This window comes from Herpetosiphon sp. NSE202 (genome assembly GCF_042688385.1).
GTDB lineage: Bacteria > Chloroflexota > Chloroflexia > Chloroflexales > Herpetosiphonaceae > Herpetosiphon.
In genome coordinates, this window is sequence record NZ_JBHUPY010000010.1 from 58,560 (window position 1) to 81,953 (window position 23,394).

Sequence of the window (23,394 nt, forward strand, 5' to 3'; positions counted from 1 at the left end):
CTCTATGCTCTATGTTCTCTGTGCTTATGTATCAACACATTTGTTTATCGCCACATTTCGATGATGCGGCGCTCTCGCTTGGCGGTGCGCTGGCTAGTTGGAATGCTGCTGGCGAGCGTTGCTTGATCGTTACGATTTGCAGTGCACCACCAAGCGGCGAACTCAACAGTTTTGCCGCCTATTTGCACCAGCGTTGGGGCGCGGCCAGCGATCCCATTGCCATCCGGCGGGCCGAAGATCAAGCTGCCGCCGCTCGGCTTGGAGCCGATTTGCTCTTGCTTGAGCAACACGATGCGATTTATCGCCACGCTGCTTATGATTCTGTCGAGGCGATTTTTGGTACACCCATTGCCAACGATTCGCTGTGGGCGAGCTTAACCAGCCAACTTCAAGATCTCGCCAAGCAATATCCTGCAGCGCAGTGGTATGCACCTTTGGCGGTTGGCAATCACGTCGATCATCAAATTACCCATGGCGTGGCAGCAAAGGTTTTATCAAACCTGCGTTGGTATGAAGATTTGCCCTATTCTGCCCGCAACAATGCCCGCGAGCAACGCTTGGCCCACGTTCAACCAACGCTTGATCAGCTGATTCAAATCGACCAAACTTTAGCCACCAAACTGGCTGCGGTTGCCGATTATGCCAGCCAAATGGTTGAGTTGTTTGGCACGGTCGAGGCAATGGAGCAAGAGCTAAGCGCTTATGCAGCCAGCGTGGCCGAACACGGTTTTGCTGAACGATTATGGCGAGGAGGCCAAGCGTGAGTTTTGCGCTACGCGAGCTTGATGCGGCGCAGTGGTCGGCGGAGCTAGCAGCTCAGCCCACCGCCCATCTCTTACAACGCGCTGAATGGGGCCAACTCAAAGCCCAATTTGGCTGGCAACCCCAACGCATCGCCATCTACAACCAGCATGGGTTTTGCGCCGGAGCACAAATTTTGTGGCGCTCGCACTATGGTTTACGGGTGGCCTATGTGCCGCGTGGCCCAATTTGGTCAGCTGATCAAGCAGCCAATCGCTTGTTGTTGCAAAGCTTGGAGCGCTTGGCCCGCAAGCGTTGGGCCGCATTTTTGCGCCTAGAGCCAAATCTGCTTGATGCTGGAACGCCTGCGAAACTCCATTCTGAGCTGTTGTTGGCAGGCTACGAGCCAAGCAGCAGCATGCAACCCAGCGCCTCGATTCATCTTCAGCTTGAGCCAGAGTTAGCAGCCTTGCAAGCCCAAGCTAGCAAAGGCCATCGCGCCGATGTGCGCCGCGCTGAGCGCCAAGGCGTGACGATTCGAGTTGGCACAACCGAGGCCGATCTCGACCAGTTTTATGCAATTATGCAAGCCACCAGCCAACGCGCGAAGTTTGGCATTCATAGCCGCGAGTATTATGCGCAAGCTTGGCGTTTGTTTGGCGGCGATCAGCCCGATGGTGCGGCTCGCTTGCTGATTGCTGAACGCGAAGGTCGGGTGATTGGCAGCTTTTTGGTGTTTGCCCAAGGCGCTGAAGCTCAATATATGTATAGCGGCACTAACGAAGAAGGCCTGAAATTTGCCGCCAGCCATGCCTTGCAATGGGCATCGATTACTTGGGCCAAACAACGTGGCTGCACGCTCTACGATTTTTGGGGCATTCCCGAAGCATTCTTAGCTCTTGAAGCCACGACCGACCCTGCTGAGCGCGAACGCTTAGAACAAGCGGCGCAAGCCACGGGCATGGCCGGGGTTTATCGCTTCAAAAAAGGCTGGGGCGGTCAACCAGTCCGCTATCTGCCAGCCTATGATCGTGTTTTCTTGCGTCCGGCGTATTGGCTTTGGCAGCGCCGCCGTTCTGAATAGGAATAATTGATGAAATCGTTGGCTGAACTTTTATTGCATGTTGCCCATCAAGCCGCCGGTGATCACAGCACAACCATTAGCAACCTGGCCTATGATTCGCGCAAGGTTACGCCAGGCGCGCTGTTTGTGGCGATCAACGGCGTACACGTCGATGGCCATCGCTATATTGCGGCGGCCTTGGAGCAAGGCGCGGTGGCGGTGGTCTATGATGATCCCAATCAAGCGCCGCCAGCCAGCATTCCCTCGGCCTTGGTTGCCGATGCCAAAGTAGCGCTCTCGCCGATTGCAGCCGCCTTCTATGATTACCCCGCCAACCAATTAGAAGTGATTGGCATTACTGGCTCGAAGGGCAAAACCACGACTACCTTTTTAACGGCGGCAGCCTTGGAAGCCAGCGGCGAGTTGGTTGGCTTTATGAGCACCGTCGATTTTAAAATTGGCCCGCGCCAATGGGCCAACAAAACCCGCCAATCAACTCCCGAAGCTTTGGAAATTCAGGCCATGCTGCGCGAGATGGTGGCTGCTGGCTGTCGCTATGCGGTGGTTGAAAGCACCTCGCATGGCTTATCGCAGCGTTGGAATCGGCTTGGCGATTGTGCTTACGATGTGGCATTAATTACCAACGTGACCCACGAACACCTCGATTACCATGGCACGGTCGAGCAATATCGCGCCGATAAAGCCCAATTATTTCATTTGCTGAGCACCAGCCCCAGCCAAAAATCAATTCTTGGTCAAACCACAACCGTCGAAAAAGTGGCAATCGTCAATGCAGATGATCCGCATGCTGCGCAATATCGGCTGGCGGCTGGCAACCAAGTACGGCAACTGAGCTATGCAATTCATGCAGAAGCCGATTTGCGCGCAACCGAAATTGTTTCAACCAGCAAAGGCCTGCGCTTCACGGCCCAAACTCCCCAAGGCACGTTCAAGCTGAATTTACAATTAGTTGGCACGTTTTATGTCTACAATGTGCTAGCAGCGCTGAGCGTGTGTGTGGCGCGCGGGGTGGATTTGGCGGCGGCGATTCAGCGGCTCGAAGCGATTGCTGGCATCAACGGTCGCATGGAGCAAGTTGAGCTTGGCCAGCCATTTAGCGTGCTCGTCGATTATGCTCACAATCCCGATTCGTTCGAACAAGTGATGAGCATGCTGCGCCCGTTGACTCAAGGCAATTTGATTGCAGTTTTTGGCTCGGCAGGCGAGCGTGATCGCGCCAAGCGTCCGATTCAAGGCCAAATTGCCGCTAAATGGTGCGATCTGTTGTATCTGACCGATGAAGATCCGCGCGCCGAGGATTCAATGCAGATTTTGCAGGAAATTGCGGCGGGAGCACAAGCTGAGGGCAAAATTATCGAGCATAATTGCTGGCTGATTCCCGATCGGCGCACAGCGATTGAGCAAGCGCTGGCCAACGCCAAAGCTGGCGATGTGGTGCTTTTGCTCGGTAAAGGTCACGAAGGCAATATCATTTACGCCAGCGGCGACATCGATTGGAACGAACATCACGAGGCAGAACGGGCCTTACAAGGCTTGGGCTATACCAAACGATAAATCCGTTTGAGCCGATCAAGCTCGGTATGGGTCACTTGGGTCAGGAAGGGCTTAAGGTCTTGAACTGGTTGCAGAGCCTGATAGCCACGGCGCAAAAAGCGATGCAATTCGCCCATGCCCATTAGTTTGGCAAAGGTTTTGGTATTGTTGAGCGCCGTGCCAAGCAGGCTAATCCGCGATAAGCGATGCACCCGCCGCAACGATTCGTTGATCAGCTCGATTTGGCGCACCCGTGGCTCAAAACTATTGACCCGATAATAGGCCTCTTCATATTGAGCTTCGCTAAATGGCAGGGCTACGCCATTGTGTTCAAGCCAATCGGCAACCTGCTGATCGAGCCGAACCGTGAGATTGAGCAAATCGAGCGTTACCTCAATATCTTCGATACTCAAGCCCGGAGCTAAGTGAATAAATTGGTGTAAACGCCGGGCTTGGGTATCGCGGGCATGAAAATCATATGGCCCATACATATCTTCAAGAAAAAACTGGGCTAAACCATGGTATTGTGGCTCGGCGAGGAGATGTTTGTAATCGCGTTCTAAGCGTTTGGCCTGAAAAATTTGGAGATAGTTGTAATACTTGGCTGATGGCATAAGGCGAAGCACCGTTGCTTGAATTCTGTCATAGCAACCATTGTAGCACGCTGTGTCATCGCATAGAAATAGGTTTTAACGCAGAGGAAATGAGGCTATGGGCTTTTGGCTGTCGGAGATTGTACATAGGTAGAGTTTCCGTTCCCTCACCCCCAGCCCCCTCTCCCACTGAACGCGGGCGAGGGGGAGCACTCGTTTTCACCACGCAGTGCGGCAGAACCACGGGATTAAAGCCCCTCGCCCGCCACGTGGGAGAGGGGTTGGGGTGAGGGCATGCCGCTGATTGCCCATAGCCCATAGCCTTTTGATTTTATTGACTGCGCCGCCAGCCAACCAATGCACCTACGCCAGCCAAGACTCCGATGCCAACCAAAACCCAAGGCAAAACGCTTGCTTGCTCGGCTGTGGTTTCGGTGGCTGGAAGCACAGCCACTGGGGTTGAGGTCGGTATATTGATACTCGGTGCTGCATTTGGCTCGGCAGTTTGATCGACTGGCAGCACAGTGGCGGTGGGACCGCCTGCCAAACTATAATTGGTCAGCGTGCCCACCAAATCAGCTAATGGCAGGGTGTGCTCACGGCTTTGCTCGCGATAAACCACCTGATCTTGTTCAACCTTCAGCACACCATAATCGCCAAAACTCATTGGCTGCCAAACCGCTGGGCTATCGAATTGATTTGGGCCGAGGAATAAAACCCACGTGCTGCCCTCTGCAAAGCGATTACCATCGCCAAGCATAAGCTCGCACATTGCACCAGTGCCGATCATATGATTGAGGACACTGAACGGTTCGTTGGCAACTGCGCCTTTGATCGGCGTATCGACGGTGAAAAAAGCCTGATCACCGTCGATTGTGCTGACGGTGGCAACCACAACAATATCGGCTTGTTGGGTTAAGCTATCAAGGGTTGGCTCGACCATCGAGCATGCCGCAGCTTGGGTTGCCGGCCACAAAACGACGATCAACCCAAGCAAACATCCCCCCATCCAACGCATCGTAGCCTCCTTACAATCAAGTAGCGCTCAACGGATTGAATTATTATTGTGCGCTGCGGCTGCGTCGCCAGCCAAGCAATGCACCAATTGCAGCAACGACGGCTACGCCAACCAGCACCCATGGCAACCAACTCGGGGCGCTGCTAGAATTGGTTGCAGCGGGAGCAGCATCAACTGGCGCAGCGGGTTTAGCATTGCTATTGGGCAATGGTTCGACCAAAGCTGGGTCTGGGGTTGGCATAATTGCTGGCTCGACCGCAGGATTGCCAATCACTGGATCACCCAACTGATTCGGATTAACCCCACTAAAATTGGTCAACGTTTCGACCATATCGGGCAATGGCATTTGTTGGGGCGATCCTTGCTCGGTATAGCTTACTTGATCTTGTTCAACTTTCAAGGCACCATAATCGCCAAAACTGGCGGTTTGCCACGTAATATCGGGGTCGAGCGTGGTTGGCACAAGGAACAAAACCCAGCGGCTGCCTTCGATAAAACGATTGCCATCGCCCAAATTTGGCTGACAATCAGGGCCGTTATGAATTTGATGGTTGAGCACATCAAGATCATTTTGAGGCAAGCTGCCTTTGATTGGCGTTTCAACGCTAAACGTTGCTTGGCTGCCTTCAACCTTGGTAACAGTTGCGACAACGACCAGCTCAGCTTGTTGGGTCACACTATCAAGCGTTGGTTCCATCATTTTACAGGCGGCAACTGGCGAAACTTGCCAAAGCGCGACACAAACTGCCACAAGGCCTAAAATTCGGCGCATTAGGAAACTCCATCTTGCTAATAGAGAAGTAAGGATTTAGATTAAAGGCATAACGCTTATTGGCCCTGAGAAGTTCCTAGCCTGCGCTTGGCGCTAGGCTGGATGTGGGTGACTTCCACCGTGGATAGTTGGTCGCAAGCGTTGCGGCATGTGGTATCATTGAGTGCAGACGAATCAGCGCAGTGCTACTTTTGGAGGCAACCCGTGGCGGCGTTTCATGGCTTCTCAACTGAGAATCTCGTGCCGCTACCGGCAGAATTCTTTAGCGATGTTCTACCCTCGATCAGCAATTTGGCTGAGCTTAAAGTAACCCTGCATATCTTTTGGTTGGTCAGCCAGCAGCGCGGGCGAGCCAAACGGGTTTCATGGGATGCATTATGCAACGATCCCGTGCTAGCCCAAGCCTTACGCAGCGTTTCGCAATTGCGTCCAACCAGCGATGTTTTAGAAGAAGCCTTGGGCTTGGCAGTTGAACGCAGCACACTGCTGCACTTAATCAGCCCAGAGCCTGGCCGCGTGGTCAGTTGGTATTTAGTCAATACCCAAGCCAACCGCCATTGGGTCGAGCGCCAAGCAGGCCAACGGGTGCTTGCCCCCGAAGCTAGCCCCGCCGCTCAACCAACCATTTTTGGCCTATACGAAAAAAATATTGGCCTGCTCACGCCATTGCTGATTGAGCAATTGCACGAAGCCAGCGCCAAATATCCCGCTGAATGGCTCGCAGAAGCCATCACCAAAGCGGTTGAAGCCAATGTGCGCAATTGGCGCTACATTCGGCGCATCTTAGAACGGTGGGAAACCGATGGAAAAGAATCTACGTCGCATCGATCCGAGCAGCTTTTCGATCTCAGCAAATATACCACGGGCAAATATGCCGCCCTCTTCGGAAGAAGCGGCGACTCCGATGGAGGAGATTTGTCCGATTTGTAAGGGCGCTGGCTATTTCTGCATGGATGTGCCGATTAACGACCCGAACTTTGGCCATTTGATTACCTGCCAATGTAAACTTGCCGAAAAAGAAGGCCGCCAACGTGATAAACTATGGCAACAAAGTAATTTGCAGGCCTTTGAATCGAAAACCTTTACAACCTTCAACGCGCATATCGTTGGGGTGAACGAATCCTTTGCACGAGCCAAGGCGTTTGCTCAAGCACCGAAAGGTTGGTTGCTTTTAGTTGGCGGGTATGGCTGTGGCAAAACCCATCTTGCAGCCGCCATCGCCAACGAAGCAGTGCGCCGCGAGTATCAGACGATCTTTATGGTCGTGCCCGATTTGCTCGATTATCTGCGCTCGACCTTTGGCCCAAGCTCCGAAGTAGCCTACGATGAGCGTTTTGAGAAAATTCGCAATATTCAGCTCTTGGTGCTTGATGATTTGGGGGCAGAAAGTTCAACTGCTTGGGCACGCGAAAAATTGTTCCAAATTATCAATCACCGTTATAATAATCACTTACCAACGGTTTTTACAACCAATGTCGATTTAGATAAGCTTGATCCACGGATTGCCTCGCGTTTATTAGATGTGGAACTGTGTAGACAAACCGTAATCCAAGCAAAAGACTATCGACAAACAACACGTAACAATAACATTCGATACAAGTAAGATCGCCAACGGGCCGAGTGCGCGGCATTAATCCAGGCAACTGGCTGCAACGTCCACACTCATCCAACGAAGTTCTTCATCCTTGTGTCTGTGGGGGTTCGGATGGCAGGGAACCAAGCAATTTTTGACCGTGCGTTAGAACAATATCAGCTTGCATCACGTGCTGGCGATTGGAACAAGGCCTTAACTGAAGCCGCTCGCGCCATGACCGAATTTCCAACTCACGAGCAGGCACGGATCGCTGTCGCCACAGCTTTGTTTCATACCAATAAGTTGCCGCAATCGTTGCAATTGTGGCAGGAATTGCTCAAACGCAATCCTGATAATCCAATTTTCAGCGAATATATCGCCAAGATTTATCGCGCCCAAGGCGACACCGATCAAGCGATTGAGCTGTTTATGCAGTTGGCCGAGCGCTTGATCGCCCAAAAATTGCCGCTCAAGGCCGTGCGCGCCTACCGCGATATTTTGGAGATTCACCCCAGCCACGAAGAGGCGCGGGTACGCTTGGCCATGGTGCTGGCTGAATCAGGCGATAAGCCTGGCGCAATTCGCGAATATTTGCATTTGGGCCAGCAGTTTTACGATGTTGAGCAATACGATGCCGCCGATGAAGCTGCGGTCGAAGCACTCAACGTCGATCCTGCCAGCCTCTCGGCCCAAGAATTCAAGAAGAAAGTCGATCTGGCACGCCAAGCCTTAATTACGGCGGCAACCGGCGATCAATTGCCCGACCAAGGCCGCTTGCAAACCAAAGAGCAAATTGAACGCGCGGTCAACGAGGCCATTGAATATCAAAATAATGGCTTGTTGGAGCAAGCAGCCCAAATGTATGAACGGGTGGTCGAAGTCCTGCCCGAACGCGCCGACATGCAATATAGCTTGGGCTTGATTTACGATGAGCTTGAGCGCCACCAAGATGCCTTGCGCGTGCTCGACATTGCCAGCAACAACGATGAATATGCGCTCTCGGCCCACTTCGCAATTGGCACAATCTACCAAAAAATTGGCCAAATGGAACGCGCCGCCCAAGAGTTTGAGCAAGCAATTCGCTACGTCGATTTGCAATCGATTGGCAAAGAAGAAGCCAGCGATTTGATCGATATGTACGAAGCGACCTCGGCAATTTATCTTGAGCTTGGCGATGTAGCGCGAGCCGCCTCGTTGTATTCAACCTTGGCAGGCTTTTTGCAGGGCAAGCGTTGGGGCACCGAACAAGCAGCCCAATACAATGCCAAAGCCAAAGAATTGACCGACCGCAGCATGATGTCGAAATTGCGCATGCTGGGCACGGGCATTTTGAACGCGCCGCCACCAGAAGAGGCTGTGCCCGAACCACAGACCGAAACGTGGGGCAAAATGCCGTCGATCACCGATTTCCTCAGCCCCAAAAACCGCGTCGAAGCCAGCCCAATCGACGATATGGCCAGCCTTGAGGCCTTGATTAACAGCAATACCAACCATCTAGCTCACGCGCCGCAAACTATGCTGACCGACATCGATCCACTTGATGTGCTAGCTGCCAATTTGCCACCAGCCAGCGAGATGCATTTTGCGCCGCTCACCCCAATTGATATCGAAGGCCGCAGCGAACGTATTCAGCGCTTGGTCGAGGCCAGCGAATCGTTTACCGAGCAAAATTTCTTGTATGCTGCGCTCGATGCCTGCCATGAAATTATTCGCTACGATCTTGAATTTTATGCGATTCACTTGCGCATGGCCGAAATTCTCGAACGCTTTGGCCGCATGGATCAAGCGCTCTCGAAGCTTAATTTGTTGATCGAAACCTACAAAGCGCGCGGCGAAACCCACAAGGCAATTGGGGTGTATCACAAATTAATTGATCTTTCTGCTGATAGTACGATTATTCGGGCCGAATTGGCTGAAGTGCTGCGCAAACAAGGCCGCAACGACGAAGCTGCCGAACAATTGGCCTACGTTGCTAACCAACAATTCCGCCAAGGCCAAACCGTCAAGGCGCTTGAGCAATTCCGCAAGTTGCTTGAATGGGCACCTGATAGCGTCAATTTGCGTGCTCAATATGGCCAAGTGCTGCTCAAGCTCGAACGCTGGGAAGCAGCCTTGGAAGAGTTCCGGCGCGTCATCGTGCAAAAGCCCGATGATTTGGTGGTGATGGCCCAAGCCAATATTGCCTTGGCGATGATGGGCGAGTTTCCCGATGCCATTTGGGATTCAGTGGCGAGCTTGATGCAAAAGTTGGCCAACCATCCGCAGCAATTGAACGATGTGCAAGCAGAATATCGCTCGGTCACCTTAATTACCGATCGAGCAATTATTCAGTTTCTTTTGGGCTTGATTCAACAATCAACCAAGCAACATCAGTCGGCAATGCACTCGTTCAATCAGGCGCTCGAATTACTGGAAATTGATGCCGATCCGTTGGTGCCGCCAGTCTTGGTTTATCAAGCAATTGCTGATAGCTATATTGCCGAAGGCAACGCTGCTGGCTCGATTGAGCAATTGCGCAAAATTGAGGCGATTCTGATTACTGGCACCGTGCCAGCGCTGAGCACCAAGCATGCCTTTGCCCAGCCCTTCAACGAGGGCGAGTTGCAACGCCGCTTGGCCGAAGCCTACGCCGCCAACGAGAACTTCGAAGGCGCGATTCAGGCTTTGCAACGGGTCAAGCAATTGCTACCCTACGATCGCCAAGCCTACACCAAATTGGCCGACATCTACTTCCGCCAAGGGCGCTTGCCTGAGGCTTTGACCCAACTTGACGAGTTGGCAAGCTACTACGAAAGCCAAAGCCAGCTTGACCGAGCTTTGGAGATTTTGGCAACAGGCTTGCAACTCGCCCCCAAGAATATCCCTATCAAATCGCGCCATGCTCAAATGTTGATGCGGCGGGGCTACCTTGACGAGGGCTTGGCAGGCTTGGATGAACTGGCCGAACTGCAACGCAAGCAAGGCTTGGTCAAGGATGCAGTCGCCAGCATTCAGCAAGTAGCGGATGTGTATTGGACTTTGGGCAAGGTTGATAAAGCTGCCGAAATGTACAACAAAATTGTGCAGATTGCCCCCAACGATACCGAAGCCCGCCAACACTTGGTCAGCTTTAACATTCTCTCGTTGCGCACCAAAGATGCGGTGGTGCAATTGCGCGAAATTGCGCGGCTCTCAATTCAGCAACGCAATTACGAAGAAGCAATCGCTTCATTTCACCAAGTGATTGCGCTCGACCAAAAAGATGCAGATGCCTACGAACAGTTGGCTGATGTGTTGATGCGCGTGCAGGAGTATGGCCAAGCGGTGCGAACCTACAAACAACTAGCCAAATTGTTGCCCGATGACGAGCGGGTTGAAGCGTTGCAAAGCGCTGCCCAACGGATGCTCGATCAGCAGCAAGTTGCCAAAGGGTAAAATTCCCTCACCCCAACCCCTCTCCCGACCAGCAGGAGAGGGGCTTGGCTAGGTTGTTAAGATCCCCTCACCCCAACCCCTCTCCCACTGCGGCGGGCGAGGGGCTTTTGGTTGTATGGGTTTGGCATGATTGGTGGTGAAAACGGGTGCTCCCCCTCGCCCGCGTCCAGTGGGAGAGGGGGCTGGGGGGTGAGGGAACGCTCCACCGCCGACCAATCGCTCAAAACCTACCCCTAAGCGTTGAACGGACGAGAGGTTTTTTGTTTCGTGGCTTTAGTGGCTAAATCGATATAATCGTTCGGCAAATTCGACAATCAGGTCGTGGCTCACAATCGGCTTGCGCCATTCGGTGGGGATGCCAGCCTCGCCATAGTAGGCTCCAGCGATTTGGCCATAAATTGCAGCAGTGGTATCTGCATCGTGGCCAAGATTGGCCGCCATCAAACAGCCCTCGCGAAACGAATCGCTGTTGGCAAAAGCCCACAAAGCAGCTTCAAGCGACCGCACCACATAGCCAGTGCCCTGAATTTCTGGCGGTTGGCGCTGCCAAAACGAGCCAGCGGCAATCTCGGCAATATCTGCTTGCAATGGTTGTTGCTGCCAATAATTGGTAATTGGGCTATAGTGTGGGGCCAGCAACGTCGCCTTATCAACCCCATTCAACGCACCAATTAACAAACCTGCGAAATAGCGACAGGCATCAAGCGCCGCTGGTGCGCCATGGGTTGTGCGCGAGCTATCGACCGCCATTTGCATGGCATGCTCTGGTTGGCTGGCATAGGCCAAAACCACTGGAGCCAAACGCATCAACGAGCCATTGCCAGCAGTCGCAGGGTCGGTCGAGCCGCTATAGGGTTCGCCAGTGCGTTGAAAGCTACTAAGAGCATTGCCAACCGTAATTCCGCAATCAAAACACGAGCTAGTGCTGCTCATATAGCCATAATCACGCCAACGACAATAGCGCTGCATCTGATCAACTGCATCGAAGCCTTGGCGTTCGATCAAGCTGGCAGCAAGGCATAAGGCCATCGATGTATCATCTGTCCATGCTCCAAGCGGCAAATTAAACGGCCCGCCGCCAACCATCTCGGTCAAGGGCTTAAACGAGCCTGGTGGGCTAAATTCTACCGTCGTTCCAACTGCATCGCCAACCGCCAACCCCAACAAACAGCCACGATAACGCTCAAGCATAGCTACCTCATCAACGTCGATGGATTCAATTGTAGTGCTGCAACGGCTTCTGTCTATCAGTTCTCGAGTGCAATCTTAGCAGCATTCATGCCAGATTCAAGCGGCTGCAACCAAGCCAAAAGCTGCTGATAGGCCACTTGGTTGGCCAAAATGCCTAAATGATGGGTGCGATACACAATTGCCTTGCGCTCAGCAGGAATCTGCAAATCGAGATCTGGCTGATTCGCGGCATTGCCCAACGCACTAGCAACCGCCACCAAGCCATCACCCCGCAAGCTCGAATGCGCGGCTTTTTTAGCCGAACGGGTCGCCGCCAAGGCATAACAGGCAACATGCGCGGGCAATGCTACGCGATCAGGGCGTTGGCCAGGTTTTTCAAAACGATCAAAGGCTGGCAGATCGTAATCAATCAGCTTGCCATAGCGCAAATCGGTAATGCCTGCGCTGCGTAAACGAGCAATCTGGCCAAATAAGGCGCTATAGCGATTGCGTTCAAGCAGGTAGTGCAACCAAGCGCCATAGCGTTCCACCGCAGAACCATGGTGCGGGGTGGCCAGAAAGATCAGTTTGCTCAGTTTCTGAGGCCAGCTATGCCCCAATTGCTGAGCATAGTAACAAGCGCTGCGCGCAACCAAACCGCCCATGCTATAGCCCAAAATCACAACTTCGGCAACGGACACAGGCCAATTGGCGAGCAGTTGTTCAAGCAATTGGCTTAATTGCTGACCATTGCTGGCAATCGGCAAACCAGTGTTATAGCGCCCATGAATTGGACTATAACCTAAAGCTGCGGCGGCAGCCAAGCCATGATCATGGCCATGCTGTTTGAGTTGCTGCTCGTGCATACACACGCCATGCAGGTAGAGCAAAATTCGCGCTTGGGGCTGATCGATTGCTGCATGCAGATCATCAAACTCAAGCGTTTTTCCTGCCACGCGTAGGCTCATGCTGGTTTGTAAAGGGTTGTTGCTGGCCACGAGATAATCGCCTAAAACACCATTTAAGGCTGCCAGCAGGTCGTCGCGTTGGCGAGATGATTCTGTTTGCGTGGCCGCTGTGCTAAATGCAGCCAAAACTGCCTCAAGGCCCTCGCCAACCAAGCGCGTAATCGTATGAATTTGGCGATAAACGAAGCCAGGAATTCCGCCAATGCGGCGGTTTGGGCGGCGCATAATCGTGGCAAACAAGCCTTCGCTGATGTTGGTAATCTGGGTTGTAGCCTCAATTGCCAAGCGACTAAGGCCTTGCAGATCACTGCGTTGCAGATGAGCTTTGGGCATAACGCCTCCCTGCCTATGAGTAGGCTGTGATCAATGTTCAGGTAGATGAAATAGCTAATGAGCAGAACTGCAAGCCAACCCAATCAACCATTACAGCTATTGTATAGCAGATACGCGAGCGCTGACGGCTTCTATGCTATACTATGTTAAGTTTCTTCGATCAATGTTGCGTCTGTTGCCTATGTTTGGGATGGTGCTATTTGCCAACAAGCAGATCAGCAATGCAAGCTTCCTCGCTTAATCAACAACTCATGGATGCTCAAAGCAAGCCACATGAGCCACAACCAATTGATGTTTTGCTTCAGCGATACCCCAAAATCCTATGAAATGAGGCCAGTCAATGCCCCCGAAAACCTATCTGCATACCCGCAGCCAGCGTTTGGCTGAGAATGCTGCTGCCAACGAACGCATGCTTGATGAACGTATTGCCCGCGTTGTCGCCACTGCCAATGCCGCAGAATCAGTCCGGCTCGCCGAGATTTGCCCAAGTTGCCAGCGGGTAGCCTGCCAAACTCACCGAAGTTGTATGATTCGGTTTCGTGCCATCACTCAACATCGGCTGCGCCAAGAAGCTGAAGCAGCCACACGCTGGCATGAAAGTCGCGATTTTCCACGCTAAACATATGCTTCAACACCAATTCAGCGTGATAAGGATTGCCGTCACGCTGAATTATTTACTTCACAAAGCTGGGTTTGACAAACATCAATGCTGACTCAACCTGCGCAGGGTTTGCTGAAATAGGTCTAAGCCCGATTCCAAAACTGTGGAATCGCCACCAAAGCCAAGCCGCACATGCTGGTGGTAGGCTGGGCCAAAGAATGCTCCAGGCACACATCCAGTTAATGCAGCTACTTGCGAGATTTGGGCCACAGGCAGATTGAGGCTGGGGAAATAGCTACAACCAGCGTCAGGAAGCACTCCACTGATCAATTCGCGCTCAATGAGTGGTTGAATTACCGCATGCACTATTTGGCGATTGGCGGCAACATGGCGTTGAGCCTCCAGCTGATAGGTTGCCAATTGTTCAATCACGCTTGCGGCCAGATATTCGGTCAGCGGCGAGCCAATGTTAATCAAATCAAGATAGGCGGGGCGCAGTTGTTCAAGCATTGATGGCGCTGCCATAATCCAACCACAGCGCAACAAACTTAATCCATAGACCTTCGAGAGGCTATTGATGCTGATCCATTGTTCGCCAAGTTCAGCAACGCTGTCAAATTCAGGCTGCGCCACTAAATGCCAATAAATTTCATCAACCACGATTGGCAGCGGCGCAAGGCCAAGTTTAGCAGTCGTTTGATTGAGGGTCTGTTGCAAAGCCAGCAACTGGCTTTTAGTGCTTAAGTTGCCGCTTGGGTTATGCAAATTACTGAGCAGCACAAGCTTGGTACGTGGCGTAATGCTGGTTGCTAGTTGCGCTAATTCAAATTCGAAGCTGACTGGATGGCGTGGGCAGGCGCTCCAGGTTGCGCAGCGAGCCAAAACACAACGCCGAAATGGCTCGTAGTGCGGAGTTTCGATTAAGGCATGGTCGCCTGGTTGCAACAATGCTTGGCAGACGATCGCCAAAGCGCTCGAAGCTCCAGCCACAATTAATGGAGCGTGGCTACTCTGATGCCAAGCCTGCAACGCTTGTTGCAGCCGTGGATGGCCCCAAGGATTGGCATGTTGCGCAGCCTCGAACCAAGCAGAATCAGCCAATTGCTGTTGAATCGCGTTGCGCACACTTGGCAGGTATACGCTGCTATTGCTCAAAATTGCGCTGGCTGGCTGCTGTTTGGCCCATTCAAGGTAGGGTGATTGGGGCATGCTACTTTTTGCTCTGAAGCATGGTTAAATCTTCAATTGCATCGGCGATAGTGGCATAGGTTTCGGGCAAGGCGGTATGCAAATCAAAATCAACAAACATATGCGCAGTTTTTGGCTGAATTCCAGTCAGAAATACCTTTGCGCCCAACACATAAATTGCTTGCACCAAACGCTGTAAGCCTTGAGCAAAATTCTGATCAACACTGGTCACACCAGTAATATCCACCAATACAGTTTGAATCCGCTCACGATGAATATGCTCAAGCACGATTTTTTGAATTTTGCTTAAACGTTCATCGGAAACATAGCCCAAAATCGGAATAACCACGGTATCGGCCAGAATTGGAATCGCCGGCGTTTCCAGTGTATCAATCACATCAAGCAATTTTTGTTTTTCAAGGTTATCATGGTGCAATTGTTCGTTGAGGGCAATTTGATCAAGGCGGGCTTCTTCTGCATCGCGCGCCCGTAAAAATGCTTCGTCTGAACTCTCTTCTAAACGTTTAACTGCCATGTTAATGATAATTGCGGTAACGATTAACATACTCAATGATGCAATAGTTTGAACAATGAATGAGATAGTTGCACTACTATCAAATTGATAGGCTTTAAACCATTGATTATAGTCGGCGATTGCTAAAAATATCGAAACAAAAATTGATAATAACAAAGGGTAAATTGTATAGCGAAAGCCAATTAAGATGGCACTAACAATTATCAACAAAATTGAAACGAGTGCCATAAACGAGGGAACATTAAACACAACTGCCAAAATTGCGCCTAATAAAATACAACTCATAATGAAGAAAAATGCTCCACGTTGTTGATGGCCTTGGCGAATCCAGTATAAACTGGTGAAAATCACCGCAACTCCGCTGATCGCAACGAAGGTCATAATCACAAAGGGAATTGTTCGGGCTTGGGAAAAGGCCAAGGCAATCAGCATCACAACACTGAGCGCGCTCGTCGACATGAGAATGGTGCGAAGAATTTGATTAAGCAGGGTTTGCTGAATTTGGCGATACGATTGACCAATTGTTTTATCTGCTTCCATAAAAAGCTCCCAAGACCCTAGCAATGGAGATTGATGGTTGGGGCCTATTATACTCTAGCACTGACCGCAATGATAGTTCCCAATCTGGCAGCTTGATGACAAGCCGATTTTGCCGATTTTGAATCCTTTGGGCCAATTGGCGACTCTTATAGCTATAACAACAATTGAGCTATGAGGAATCACCCGTGATCTATCGTAAAAATTTGCCAAGTTGGGAACGTTGGGTGCGAAGTATTTTAGCCTTGTCCTTAGTTGGAGTGACGCTATGGCTAGCCCCAACAGCAATTGTTCAATGGCTAAGCATTTTTAGCGCGCTTGTGCTGGTGGTTACAGGAATGTTTGGCTATTGCCCTGCATGCCATTTAATGGGCCGTAAACCACAATAAAGCCCAAGGAGCACCCATGTTGCTAATCCAAGATTTAGTCGAACAAGCTCAACAGGGCGATCACGTGGCCCTACAACAACTCTTGTACCACTACCAACCAGATGTGACCCGCTTTGCGCGCCGCGTCTGTGCCACGCCAGAAGATGTTGAAGATGCGGTGCAAGAGGCGTTGTGGATTGCCACCAGCAAGATCGGGGCATTACGCGTGGCGGGAGCATTTAGTCGTTGGTTATTTCAGGTTGTCAAGCACGAATGCTACCGTTTAATGCGCCAACTACGAGGCAACACCAGCTTATCTGAGCAATTGGCGCTCAGCATGGCCCAAACTGACCAAAGCGAACTAAGCCATGATTTGGCATTGGCAATCAGCCATTTAGCGCCGCTTGATTGCCAAGTTTTGGTGCTACGCGATATTCAAGCCTTGACCACGCCAGAGGTTGCAGCTCAACTTGGCTTAAGTCAGGCGGCGGTCAAAAGTCGGTTGCATCGCGCACGCCAACAGCTGCGCCAAACCCTTACTGAGCAGTATTGCCTTGGTTAAAAAAGTTCAGCGCGTGAACCACAATTTATGCGCTGAAGTAGTTTTATTGGCTGCGCTTGCCCGCTCGATAGGCCGACCAGCCGCGCCATGCCAACAGCAAAATCATGTTGAAAATGAAGGTGGTAATGGCAAAGCCAGGCTTGAAATCGTGCTTCCAAACCAGCGAGCGCAACACGAGTCCAATGGGTGCAGCCACACACCACGCCAACGCGGTGCGTTGCAAGGCAGTTTTGGTATGTTCGCTGACCGCAGGCGAGTAAAGCTTCAGCAGTGGTGCGGCAACGCCCCAGCCAATCACAAATGGCGCAGCTACATTAATCACTGCATCTGCATTCACACCTTCCTCGTGCGAAAGCCGCCCAATAATCACAAATAAGGCAAAAATCGCCACATCGCCAACAATCAGGCCAATCACACGGGCAGAGTTGTCGGGCGTGTTGCTAAGTTCTTGATTTGTCGTCATGCTCAAATCCTTTGTAAAGCAATTCGCTATCTTGGATTGTAGCATAGCCGCTCACTCCCAGTACGCTTCCCAGCGCTCGGCAAAAGCTAGTTTGAGCAGGGCTTGATACTGGCGGGTTTTGATTTTGATCATCCACAGATCGCTGCCACCAGTGCCGCCCTTACAAACAACGCCTTCGTGCACGTCAAATTTGCCATTGCGCACATCTTCAAAGAATTGGCCAGTTAATGTGCCTTCGTAAACCACTCGCGCACTGTTGAGGCTGGCAAAATCGGCGCTAAATTGCTGTGGCCCGATAAAGCCATAGCCCTCAAGCCACACATCAAACAAGCGGAGTTCTTTGGGGTCAGCGGTTTTGTGCAGGCCTGCAAATGAGTTGGGGGCGAAAAACTCAGTAAACACCCGAATTTCGTTGTAGGCTTGATAATTGGCATTGCGCAGCAAAATTTCGGCTAATGGCTGGGCCAAACTGCCTGAAATAGATTTGGCGCTGCTTGAAGATGGGCATGTGCTTGGCTAAATTGCTTGCTGCCATGGCTGGTTAATTCAAAGGCTTCGCGACGCGTGCCAAAGCGATGCCAACCAAGCTCCCGATCCCAATCCCAGTGCAAATTTGTGCCATCATATTTTTCAAAGGCCCAGCAACGGGTCAAGGGTGCGTTGCGGCTATCAGCCATTTTGGGATAATAAAGCATGATCATTCCTCAGCGCCAGATCATGCGTGCTGGATTTAAGGCACAATCTGGGGCAAATCGCCATTGATTAAGTGTATTTTCCAGCTTACTTCGGCTTTTGTGCTTGGCAAATATTGATGATTAACCCGCACTTGCTGAACCACAACGTTATCCACAAGCTGGTGTTGTTGGCCGAATTGATCGGTTAGTGTGCTGGTGATAATTGCGGTTTTGTAAAATTGATTCTCAGTATCATGGAACGCCACAGCTTGAAAATTAACATTGTGATTGGCATAAATCGCCGTGGCCTGCTGTAACTGGCTGCGTTGCTGCTCAATCTCATCAACAAATACTGCTTGCTCGCTTAGTGAATCGGGTTGCTGCATAAATTGCAAATAGGCTTCAACTGCTGCTTGGGGATGGGAATGCAGCGCAACTAAATTTAAATTCAATCAGCCCAAGCCAACGATTAACAAACATAACGCTACGAGGGAACCAATTAGCCTTTTTTGCATTAACTTCTCCCACTTAAACCCAAAGCCACAAGTGGTTGCTTGTGGCGTGTTGCTAGTTTGCAGTTTTGAGCCACAACTCACTTAATGCGTTTGGCCAAAGCCTCAAGATTATGCAAACTGATGTGATACTGTTGATCGACGCTGAGATAGCGGCGTTGCTTGAAATAGCCAATCACTTGGTTAACCCGCTCGCGTGAAGCGCCGACCAAGCCCGCCAAATCGCTCTGGGTTAGGCGAATTGGAATTTGCACCGTTCCAGCTTCATCGGGATGGCCATATTTTTGGGCGAAGGCTAAGAGCTGACGCGCCACCCGCCCGTGCACATCAAGCGTCGCCAAGGCCTGAATTTGCTCATTGGCAAGGCGTAAACGGCTCGAAAGCATGCGCACAAGGTTCAAGGTAATCACCGGAGCGTTTTGCAAAGCTTCCAAAAAAGCTGTGCGATTCATCCAAAGCAAGGTTGATTCTTCTTGAGTGACGACGGTCGCCGAGCGGCCAGCACTATCGATTAAGCTCATTTCGCCGACCGTATCGCCAGCGCCAAGCATCGCGATGATTACATCGGTGCCCTCTGCTTGCTCGACATGAATTTTGACCGTGCCACTTAGGATGATATAAACAACCTCGCCAGGTTGCTCGACCGACATCAAATTGGTTCCAGCAGGGAAGGTACGCCGCACCAAGCGTCGGCTAATTTGCGCGGCCTGCTCTGGGGCAAGGCCCTCAAATAGCTCAACATCGCGGAGTAACGCCAGGTCTGCATCGCTCAACATTGGGTTATCTCCTAGCATGCGCCAGCCAAAACTCTGATTTATCGTTGTTATGGTTGGATTCATGAGCGTCTTCCTCCACCTGCTACCGTTAATCAACTTATAACATCGGTGCTCAATGGCTCAGTCACAGCGCTGCTTGGCTCCTCGTTGCTGGCAGCTGCTGGTTGGGGCTTGTTGAGCACCAATTCCAAGCCTTCGCGGGCAGCAAGCGTACCAGCAAACATCGACTGTGCATGCTGTTCAATTGCCTCGATTACATCGTCGCCATAATTTGGCTCATGATGGAATAATACCAAGGTGCCAACTTTGGCCGATTTAGCTACATCACAGGCCATAGTAGCAGTTGAGTGGCCCCAGCCTTGGGTCGAGCCAAAGCCTGGCACTTTGCCCAAGTAGTGATCTTCGGTATATTGGGCATCGTGAATCAGCACATCAGCCCCTTGGGCAAATTGGGCTAGCCGTTGATCACCATTAATATAGCCTTCTGTGTCAGTGGCGTAGACAACGCTCATGCCTTGCCATTCAATTCGATAGACCAAAACCCCATCGGGGTGTGCATATGAGCGCAGGGATTTGATCACAATCATATTCTCGTCGATATCGCTGAGATTATCGTGAAAACGATTGCGCAACATCGCCTCGCCGCGTTCCTCTGAGAGCAATAATACATCAGTTTCGCGAATGCTCGACACCATTTTTTGGGCGGGCAATTCGGCCATCGAAACTGGAAAAACTGGCGGCAACATGGTTTTGGCCAATGTTTCTTCTAAATCACGCTCAAAAATGCCAGGCCCAAAGATATGCATATTGGTATCGCCACGATAAGCAGGGGTGAAAAATGGAAAGCCCTGGGTATGATCATGGTGCATATGGCTGAACAAAATCGTCACATCAATGGGCTTGCCACTGGCTTTGGCGCGCGCATTCAAGCTTTTGCCAAGGTTAATAATCCCAGTCCCAGCATCGAGAATAATCGTGTGGCCATTGGCCTCCACCTCGACGCACAGGGTATTGCCACCGTATTTCAAATATTCTGGGCCGGAAACTGGGTGGCTGCCACGCACACCCCAAAAACGCACTGTCATGGTTGTCATTGGCTATCTCCTTCTGGGTTGACGTGGGTTTGATGTATCGTGGTTCTATTATGCCCAATTCATAAACAAGCGGCTGTTAGCTAGCTCACACTTGCCCAACGAACTATAGCACAGGTTAATTGTGGATTAAAGCAACCATACAGGGGATTATCGGTGAGGATGTCTAAGCCACCTATGGCCTATAGGTGGCTCACTAAATAGCTAGTTAGCCAATAAGCGATCAACCGCCGAGGTCAATTCTGCCAAGTTTGTCACGAGGTGAACGCGGTCGCAAAGCGGCGCGTAGAGCTGCATGTCGCTATCGCCAGTGTCCCATTGATAGGTATCTTCAGGGGTAAACCAGATTAAGCGTTTGGCATGACGGCGGATGGTTTGCAACGATTCCAAGCGTGGATTATTAAAATTATTGCGACCATCGCCCACAATAATCACCGTTGTGCGCCAATCGACGGTGCTGAGGTGGCTATGCAAAAAGGTGTCGAGGCTGCGGCCAAGGTCGGTGTTGTAGTAGCCTGGTGGAATACTTTCGAGCACATCATTGACGCTAATATCGGCGCGACTATCGTTGAGTTGGTCGGTAATATCGTGCAAATTAGCAATAAACGCGAATGAATGCGTTTTACTCACTTGATCTTGCAATTCGTAAATCATGCGCAGCATAAACTCAGCCACAGGCCGCATTGAAGTCGAAATATCGCAAATAATCACAAGTTTGGGTTTTTGTTGTTTCTTACGATGTTCCAATTTCATGGGCACGCCATCATAGCGCATATTATTGCGCATCGTGCGTTTGATGTCGATTTGACCTGCTTTATCACGCTTTTGGCGTAATGATGCCCGTGAACGCAACAAAGCTGCCAACCGCCGCACTTCTTGGCGCATGCGCTGAATATCTGCATCAGAGAGCGAGCCAAATGGCCGATGTTGCAGATCGTCGCCATACTGCGGATTATAATCGTCGCTCATGCGTTCGGCCAAGCCAGAACCAACAAATTGGCTAATTTGGTCGCGCATGGCTTGAGCGTTGCCCTGCATTTGCTGCATAATTTCAGCGAGGGCTGCCGCATCCATGCCGTCTGCTTCCAATTGTTTGAGCAAATCCTCAAGCGCTTGTTTGAACTCAGTCAAGCCCATTTGCTGTTCCATGCGCCGTTCGACCCAGCGGCGTTGGTTGAGCGATTGAATATGATTGATGCCTGAGCTACGAGCCAGCGCCGCCAATTCCTCTGGGGTAAGATTTTGACCATCCATCAGACGTTGCATCAATTCGCGAATTCGTTCGCGCAGTTGGGCAATTTCTTGGCGCAACTGCTGTAATTCCTCGGAGTCGAGGCCGCTCAAACCATTGGCTTCGCTGATCATCGGGGCATCGCCATGGCCAAAAAAGAGCGGAAACAGCTCTTCGAATTGAGCCTGATGGGTTGCATCTTTGACTAAGGTTGCCAACAGCGCATCGTGAAACAGCTGGCGATCGGTGATGCCCAGCTGTTCTAAGGCATTAAAACTATCAAGGCTTTCGGCGAGCGACACACGAACTCCGGCTGCTCGCAGCGCCTTCACAAATGCCACAATCCGTTCATGCATCGGAAACCCCCTGAAGGTCAAAAGTCAAAAGTCAAAGGTCAAAAAGTGAGAAGTATGGATTGGCAACAGCTTTTAAATGTTTGAGATCTTTTGCCTTTGAATCCCTGATTTTGCCTTCTGACTTTTGCCTTCTGACTTTTGACTTTTGATTTTACTTTCTGCGTCCTTCGTCGTTGCGGTTGCGGCCTGTTTGCATCGCGCGTTGGGTGCGTTGCAAATCGCTTTCATGTTTCAACAGCACGGTCATGGTTTGATCAAGGGTTGTTTGGTCGAGTTGCTTGGCGTTGAGCAACACCAAGGCTCGTGCCCAATCGAGCGTCTCGGAGATCGATGGCGATTTTTTGAGGTCAAGATTGCGCAGGCGTTGCACAAACTCAACCACTTGGCGCGCCATTTTGGCTCCCAACGAAGGCACTTTCAACTCAACGATACGCAATTCTTCTTCGAGCGATGGATAGCCGACGAACAGATACATACAACGTCGTTTGAGGGCTTCGGAAAGCTCGCGGGTATTGTTGCTGGTCAAAATCACAATTGGCCGATGGGCTGCTTTGAGCGTGCCAAGCTCAGGCACCGTAATTTGAAAATCCGACAAGACTTCGAGCAAAAAGGCCTCAAACTCAGCGTCAGCACGATCGATTTCATCGATCAGCAACAAGGTTGGTTTGGGGTTCAGAATTGCCTTGAGCAAGGGTCGTTGCAACAAAAAGCGCTGCGAGAAGAAAACTTCTTCTTCGGCGGCGAGGCGATCGGCGGCAGAGCGCAACGAATCTGCATCGGAAAGCAAATTGTTGAGCTTATCGCGCAAGAGTTGGGTATACAACATCTGTTTGGCATATTCCCACTCGTAGAGCGCCTTGGTTTCATCAAGCCCTTCGTAGCATTGCAAACGAATCAATTCGCGGCCCGTTGCTGCGGCCCAAGCCTTGGCAAGCTCGGTTTTGCCCACGCCGGCAGGGCCTTCGGCCAAAAGCGGTTTTTCCAAACGATCAGCCAAGTATAAAACCGTGGCAATTTGATCGGTTGGAATATAATTTTGGGCGATCAGCCCATCCTTAACAGGCTGAATTGGTTGCTCTTCCATAGAATGCTGCTCCTGTAGGCTTGGCGGAAACTTGGTTTGGTGAGGGAGAGTTAGGGGTAACGGTCACACAAATTAAGTGTAGCACTTTTTTGATCAAATGCATGGTTGGATCAGTGGAGCATGCCCTCACCCCAACTCCTCTTACAAAGGTAGGTTTAAGATCCCCTCACCCCAGCCCCCTCTCCCGTGGCGCGGGCGAGGGGCTTTTGGTTGTGTG

General features: G+C 51.2%; 24 protein-coding genes. 9 read left to right on the forward strand and 15 right to left on the reverse strand.

From position 1 onward, the window contains the following. Positions 1-26 precede the first annotated feature (26 nt). From ACFMKP_RS12440 to ACFMKP_RS12450, 3 genes are read left to right on the forward strand one after another with little or no spacing between them, the layout of a single operon-like run. Positions 27-764: a PIG-L deacetylase family protein gene (locus ACFMKP_RS12440; protein ID WP_382292257.1), complete on the forward strand. Its 738-nt coding sequence runs from the start codon at positions 27-29 to the stop codon at positions 762-764. Beyond that, positions 761-1,825 (forward strand): lipid II:glycine glycyltransferase FemX, encoded by a 1,065-nt coding sequence (locus tag ACFMKP_RS12445; protein WP_382292259.1) that lies wholly within the window; start codon positions 761-763, stop codon positions 1,823-1,825. Before ACFMKP_RS12440 ends, ACFMKP_RS12445 begins: the two co-directional genes overlap by 4 nt. A gap of 9 nt (positions 1,826-1,834) precedes the next feature. Further along, positions 1,835-3,379, forward strand: coding sequence for a UDP-N-acetylmuramoyl-L-alanyl-D-glutamate--2,6-diaminopimelate ligase (locus ACFMKP_RS12450; RefSeq protein ID WP_382292261.1), 1,545 nt, complete (start codon positions 1,835-1,837; stop codon positions 3,377-3,379). On the opposite strand, the gene ACFMKP_RS12455 is transcribed toward ACFMKP_RS12450, so the two are convergent. The 3 genes from ACFMKP_RS12455 to ACFMKP_RS12465 all read right to left on the reverse strand — a co-directional run bounded on the left by ACFMKP_RS12455 (position 3,364) and on the right by ACFMKP_RS12465 (position 5,741). Then, the gene (locus tag ACFMKP_RS12455; RefSeq protein WP_382292263.1) at positions 3,364-3,972 is read right to left on the reverse strand and encodes a hypothetical protein; all 609 of its coding nucleotides are present in this window, start codon (positions 3,970-3,972) and stop codon (positions 3,364-3,366) included. The genes ACFMKP_RS12450 and ACFMKP_RS12455 overlap by 16 nt on opposite strands. Positions 3,973-4,282: 310 nt before the next feature. Continuing rightward, the gene (locus ACFMKP_RS12460) at positions 4,283-4,969 is read right to left on the reverse strand and encodes a hypothetical protein (RefSeq protein ID WP_382292265.1); all 687 of its coding nucleotides are present in this window, start codon (positions 4,967-4,969) and stop codon (positions 4,283-4,285) included. 43 nt (positions 4,970-5,012) lie between these two features. Next, positions 5,013-5,741 (reverse strand): hypothetical protein, encoded by a 729-nt coding sequence (locus tag ACFMKP_RS12465; RefSeq protein WP_382292267.1) that lies wholly within the window; start codon positions 5,739-5,741, stop codon positions 5,013-5,015. A gap of 204 nt (positions 5,742-5,945) precedes the next feature. Between ACFMKP_RS12465 and ACFMKP_RS12470 the strand changes: the two genes are divergently transcribed. The 3 genes from ACFMKP_RS12470 to ACFMKP_RS12480 all read left to right on the forward strand — a co-directional run bounded on the left by ACFMKP_RS12470 (position 5,946) and on the right by ACFMKP_RS12480 (position 10,728). Continuing rightward, entirely contained in the window at positions 5,946-6,671 is a 726-nt protein-coding gene (locus tag ACFMKP_RS12470) for a DnaD domain-containing protein (protein ID WP_382292269.1), read from the forward strand. Then, positions 6,646-7,344 carry an ATP-binding protein gene (locus ACFMKP_RS12475; protein ID WP_382292271.1) on the forward strand — a complete coding sequence of 233 codons (699 nt, stop codon included), beginning with the start codon at positions 6,646-6,648 and terminating at the stop codon, positions 7,342-7,344. Before ACFMKP_RS12470 ends, ACFMKP_RS12475 begins: the two co-directional genes overlap by 26 nt. A gap of 102 nt (positions 7,345-7,446) precedes the next feature. Continuing rightward, positions 7,447-10,728, forward strand: coding sequence for a tetratricopeptide repeat protein (locus ACFMKP_RS12480; RefSeq protein WP_382292273.1), 3,282 nt, complete (start codon positions 7,447-7,449; stop codon positions 10,726-10,728). A 273-nt stretch (positions 10,729-11,001) separates the two neighbouring features. Here ACFMKP_RS12480 and ACFMKP_RS12485 read toward each other — a convergent pair whose 3' ends face one another. Both ACFMKP_RS12485 and ACFMKP_RS12490 read right to left on the reverse strand, forming a co-directional pair. Then, positions 11,002-11,919 (reverse strand): ADP-ribosylglycohydrolase family protein, encoded by a 918-nt coding sequence (locus ACFMKP_RS12485; RefSeq protein WP_382292275.1) that lies wholly within the window; start codon positions 11,917-11,919, stop codon positions 11,002-11,004. A 56-nt stretch (positions 11,920-11,975) separates the two neighbouring features. Continuing rightward, on the reverse strand, positions 11,976-13,199 hold the full coding sequence (locus ACFMKP_RS12490) for a lipase family alpha/beta hydrolase (protein WP_382292277.1): 1,224 nt from the start codon (positions 13,197-13,199) through the stop codon (positions 11,976-11,978). Between the two features lie 340 nt (positions 13,200-13,539). On the opposite strand from ACFMKP_RS12490, the gene ACFMKP_RS12495 reads away from it, so the two are divergent. Continuing rightward, positions 13,540-13,818: a hypothetical protein gene (locus ACFMKP_RS12495; protein WP_382292279.1), complete on the forward strand. Its 279-nt coding sequence runs from the start codon at positions 13,540-13,542 to the stop codon at positions 13,816-13,818. Between the two features lie 84 nt (positions 13,819-13,902). On the opposite strand, the gene ACFMKP_RS12500 is transcribed toward ACFMKP_RS12495, so the two are convergent. Both ACFMKP_RS12500 and ACFMKP_RS12505 read right to left on the reverse strand, forming a co-directional pair. After that, a complete protein-coding gene (locus tag ACFMKP_RS12500) occupies positions 13,903-15,009 on the reverse strand; it encodes a pyridoxal phosphate-dependent aminotransferase (protein ID WP_382292281.1) in 1,107 nt (368 codons plus the stop codon). A 1-nt stretch (position 15,010) separates the two neighbouring features. Next, positions 15,011-16,063: an STAS domain-containing protein gene (locus ACFMKP_RS12505; RefSeq protein ID WP_382292283.1), complete on the reverse strand. Its 1,053-nt coding sequence runs from the start codon at positions 16,061-16,063 to the stop codon at positions 15,011-15,013. 185 nt (positions 16,064-16,248) lie between these two features. On the opposite strand from ACFMKP_RS12505, the gene ACFMKP_RS12510 reads away from it, so the two are divergent. Together ACFMKP_RS12510 and ACFMKP_RS12515 are read left to right on the forward strand one after the other, a co-directional pair. Further along, complete coding sequence (locus ACFMKP_RS12510) at positions 16,249-16,449, forward strand: DUF2892 domain-containing protein (protein ID WP_382292285.1); 201 nt, start codon at positions 16,249-16,251, stop codon at positions 16,447-16,449. Positions 16,450-16,465: 16 nt separating this feature from the next. Next, positions 16,466-16,990, forward strand: coding sequence for an RNA polymerase sigma factor (locus ACFMKP_RS12515; protein ID WP_382292287.1), 525 nt, complete (start codon positions 16,466-16,468; stop codon positions 16,988-16,990). Positions 16,991-17,033: 43 nt separating this feature from the next. Here ACFMKP_RS12515 and ACFMKP_RS12520 read toward each other — a convergent pair whose 3' ends face one another. The 8 genes from ACFMKP_RS12520 to ACFMKP_RS12555 all read right to left on the reverse strand — a co-directional run bounded on the left by ACFMKP_RS12520 (position 17,034) and on the right by ACFMKP_RS12555 (position 23,177). After that, positions 17,034-17,453 carry a DUF3054 domain-containing protein gene (locus ACFMKP_RS12520; protein WP_382292289.1) on the reverse strand — a complete coding sequence of 140 codons (420 nt, stop codon included), beginning with the start codon at positions 17,451-17,453 and terminating at the stop codon, positions 17,034-17,036. A 51-nt stretch (positions 17,454-17,504) separates the two neighbouring features. Then, positions 17,505-17,921, reverse strand: coding sequence for an RNA ligase family protein (locus tag ACFMKP_RS12525; RefSeq protein WP_382292291.1), 417 nt, complete (start codon positions 17,919-17,921; stop codon positions 17,505-17,507). Then, entirely contained in the window at positions 17,906-18,148 is a 243-nt protein-coding gene (locus ACFMKP_RS12530) for a hypothetical protein (RefSeq protein ID WP_382292293.1), read from the reverse strand. The genes ACFMKP_RS12525 and ACFMKP_RS12530 overlap by 16 nt, the downstream gene beginning before the upstream one ends. Before the next feature lie 35 nt (positions 18,149-18,183). Beyond that, entirely contained in the window at positions 18,184-18,579 is a 396-nt protein-coding gene (locus ACFMKP_RS12535) for a hypothetical protein (RefSeq protein ID WP_382292295.1), read from the reverse strand. 140 nt (positions 18,580-18,719) lie between these two features. Next, positions 18,720-19,478: a Crp/Fnr family transcriptional regulator gene (locus ACFMKP_RS12540; protein WP_382292297.1), complete on the reverse strand. Its 759-nt coding sequence runs from the start codon at positions 19,476-19,478 to the stop codon at positions 18,720-18,722. A gap of 29 nt (positions 19,479-19,507) precedes the next feature. After that, complete coding sequence (locus tag ACFMKP_RS12545; protein ID WP_382292299.1) at positions 19,508-20,509, reverse strand: MBL fold metallo-hydrolase; 1,002 nt, start codon at positions 20,507-20,509, stop codon at positions 19,508-19,510. A 201-nt stretch (positions 20,510-20,710) separates the two neighbouring features. Continuing rightward, positions 20,711-22,093, reverse strand: a complete 1,383-nt coding sequence (locus ACFMKP_RS12550) for a VWA domain-containing protein (RefSeq protein ID WP_382292301.1) — start codon at positions 22,091-22,093, stop codon at positions 20,711-20,713. Positions 22,094-22,244: 151 nt separating this feature from the next. Next, positions 22,245-23,177: a MoxR family ATPase gene (locus ACFMKP_RS12555; protein ID WP_054536662.1), complete on the reverse strand. Its 933-nt coding sequence runs from the start codon at positions 23,175-23,177 to the stop codon at positions 22,245-22,247. Between the last annotated feature and the right edge of the window lie 217 nt (positions 23,178-23,394).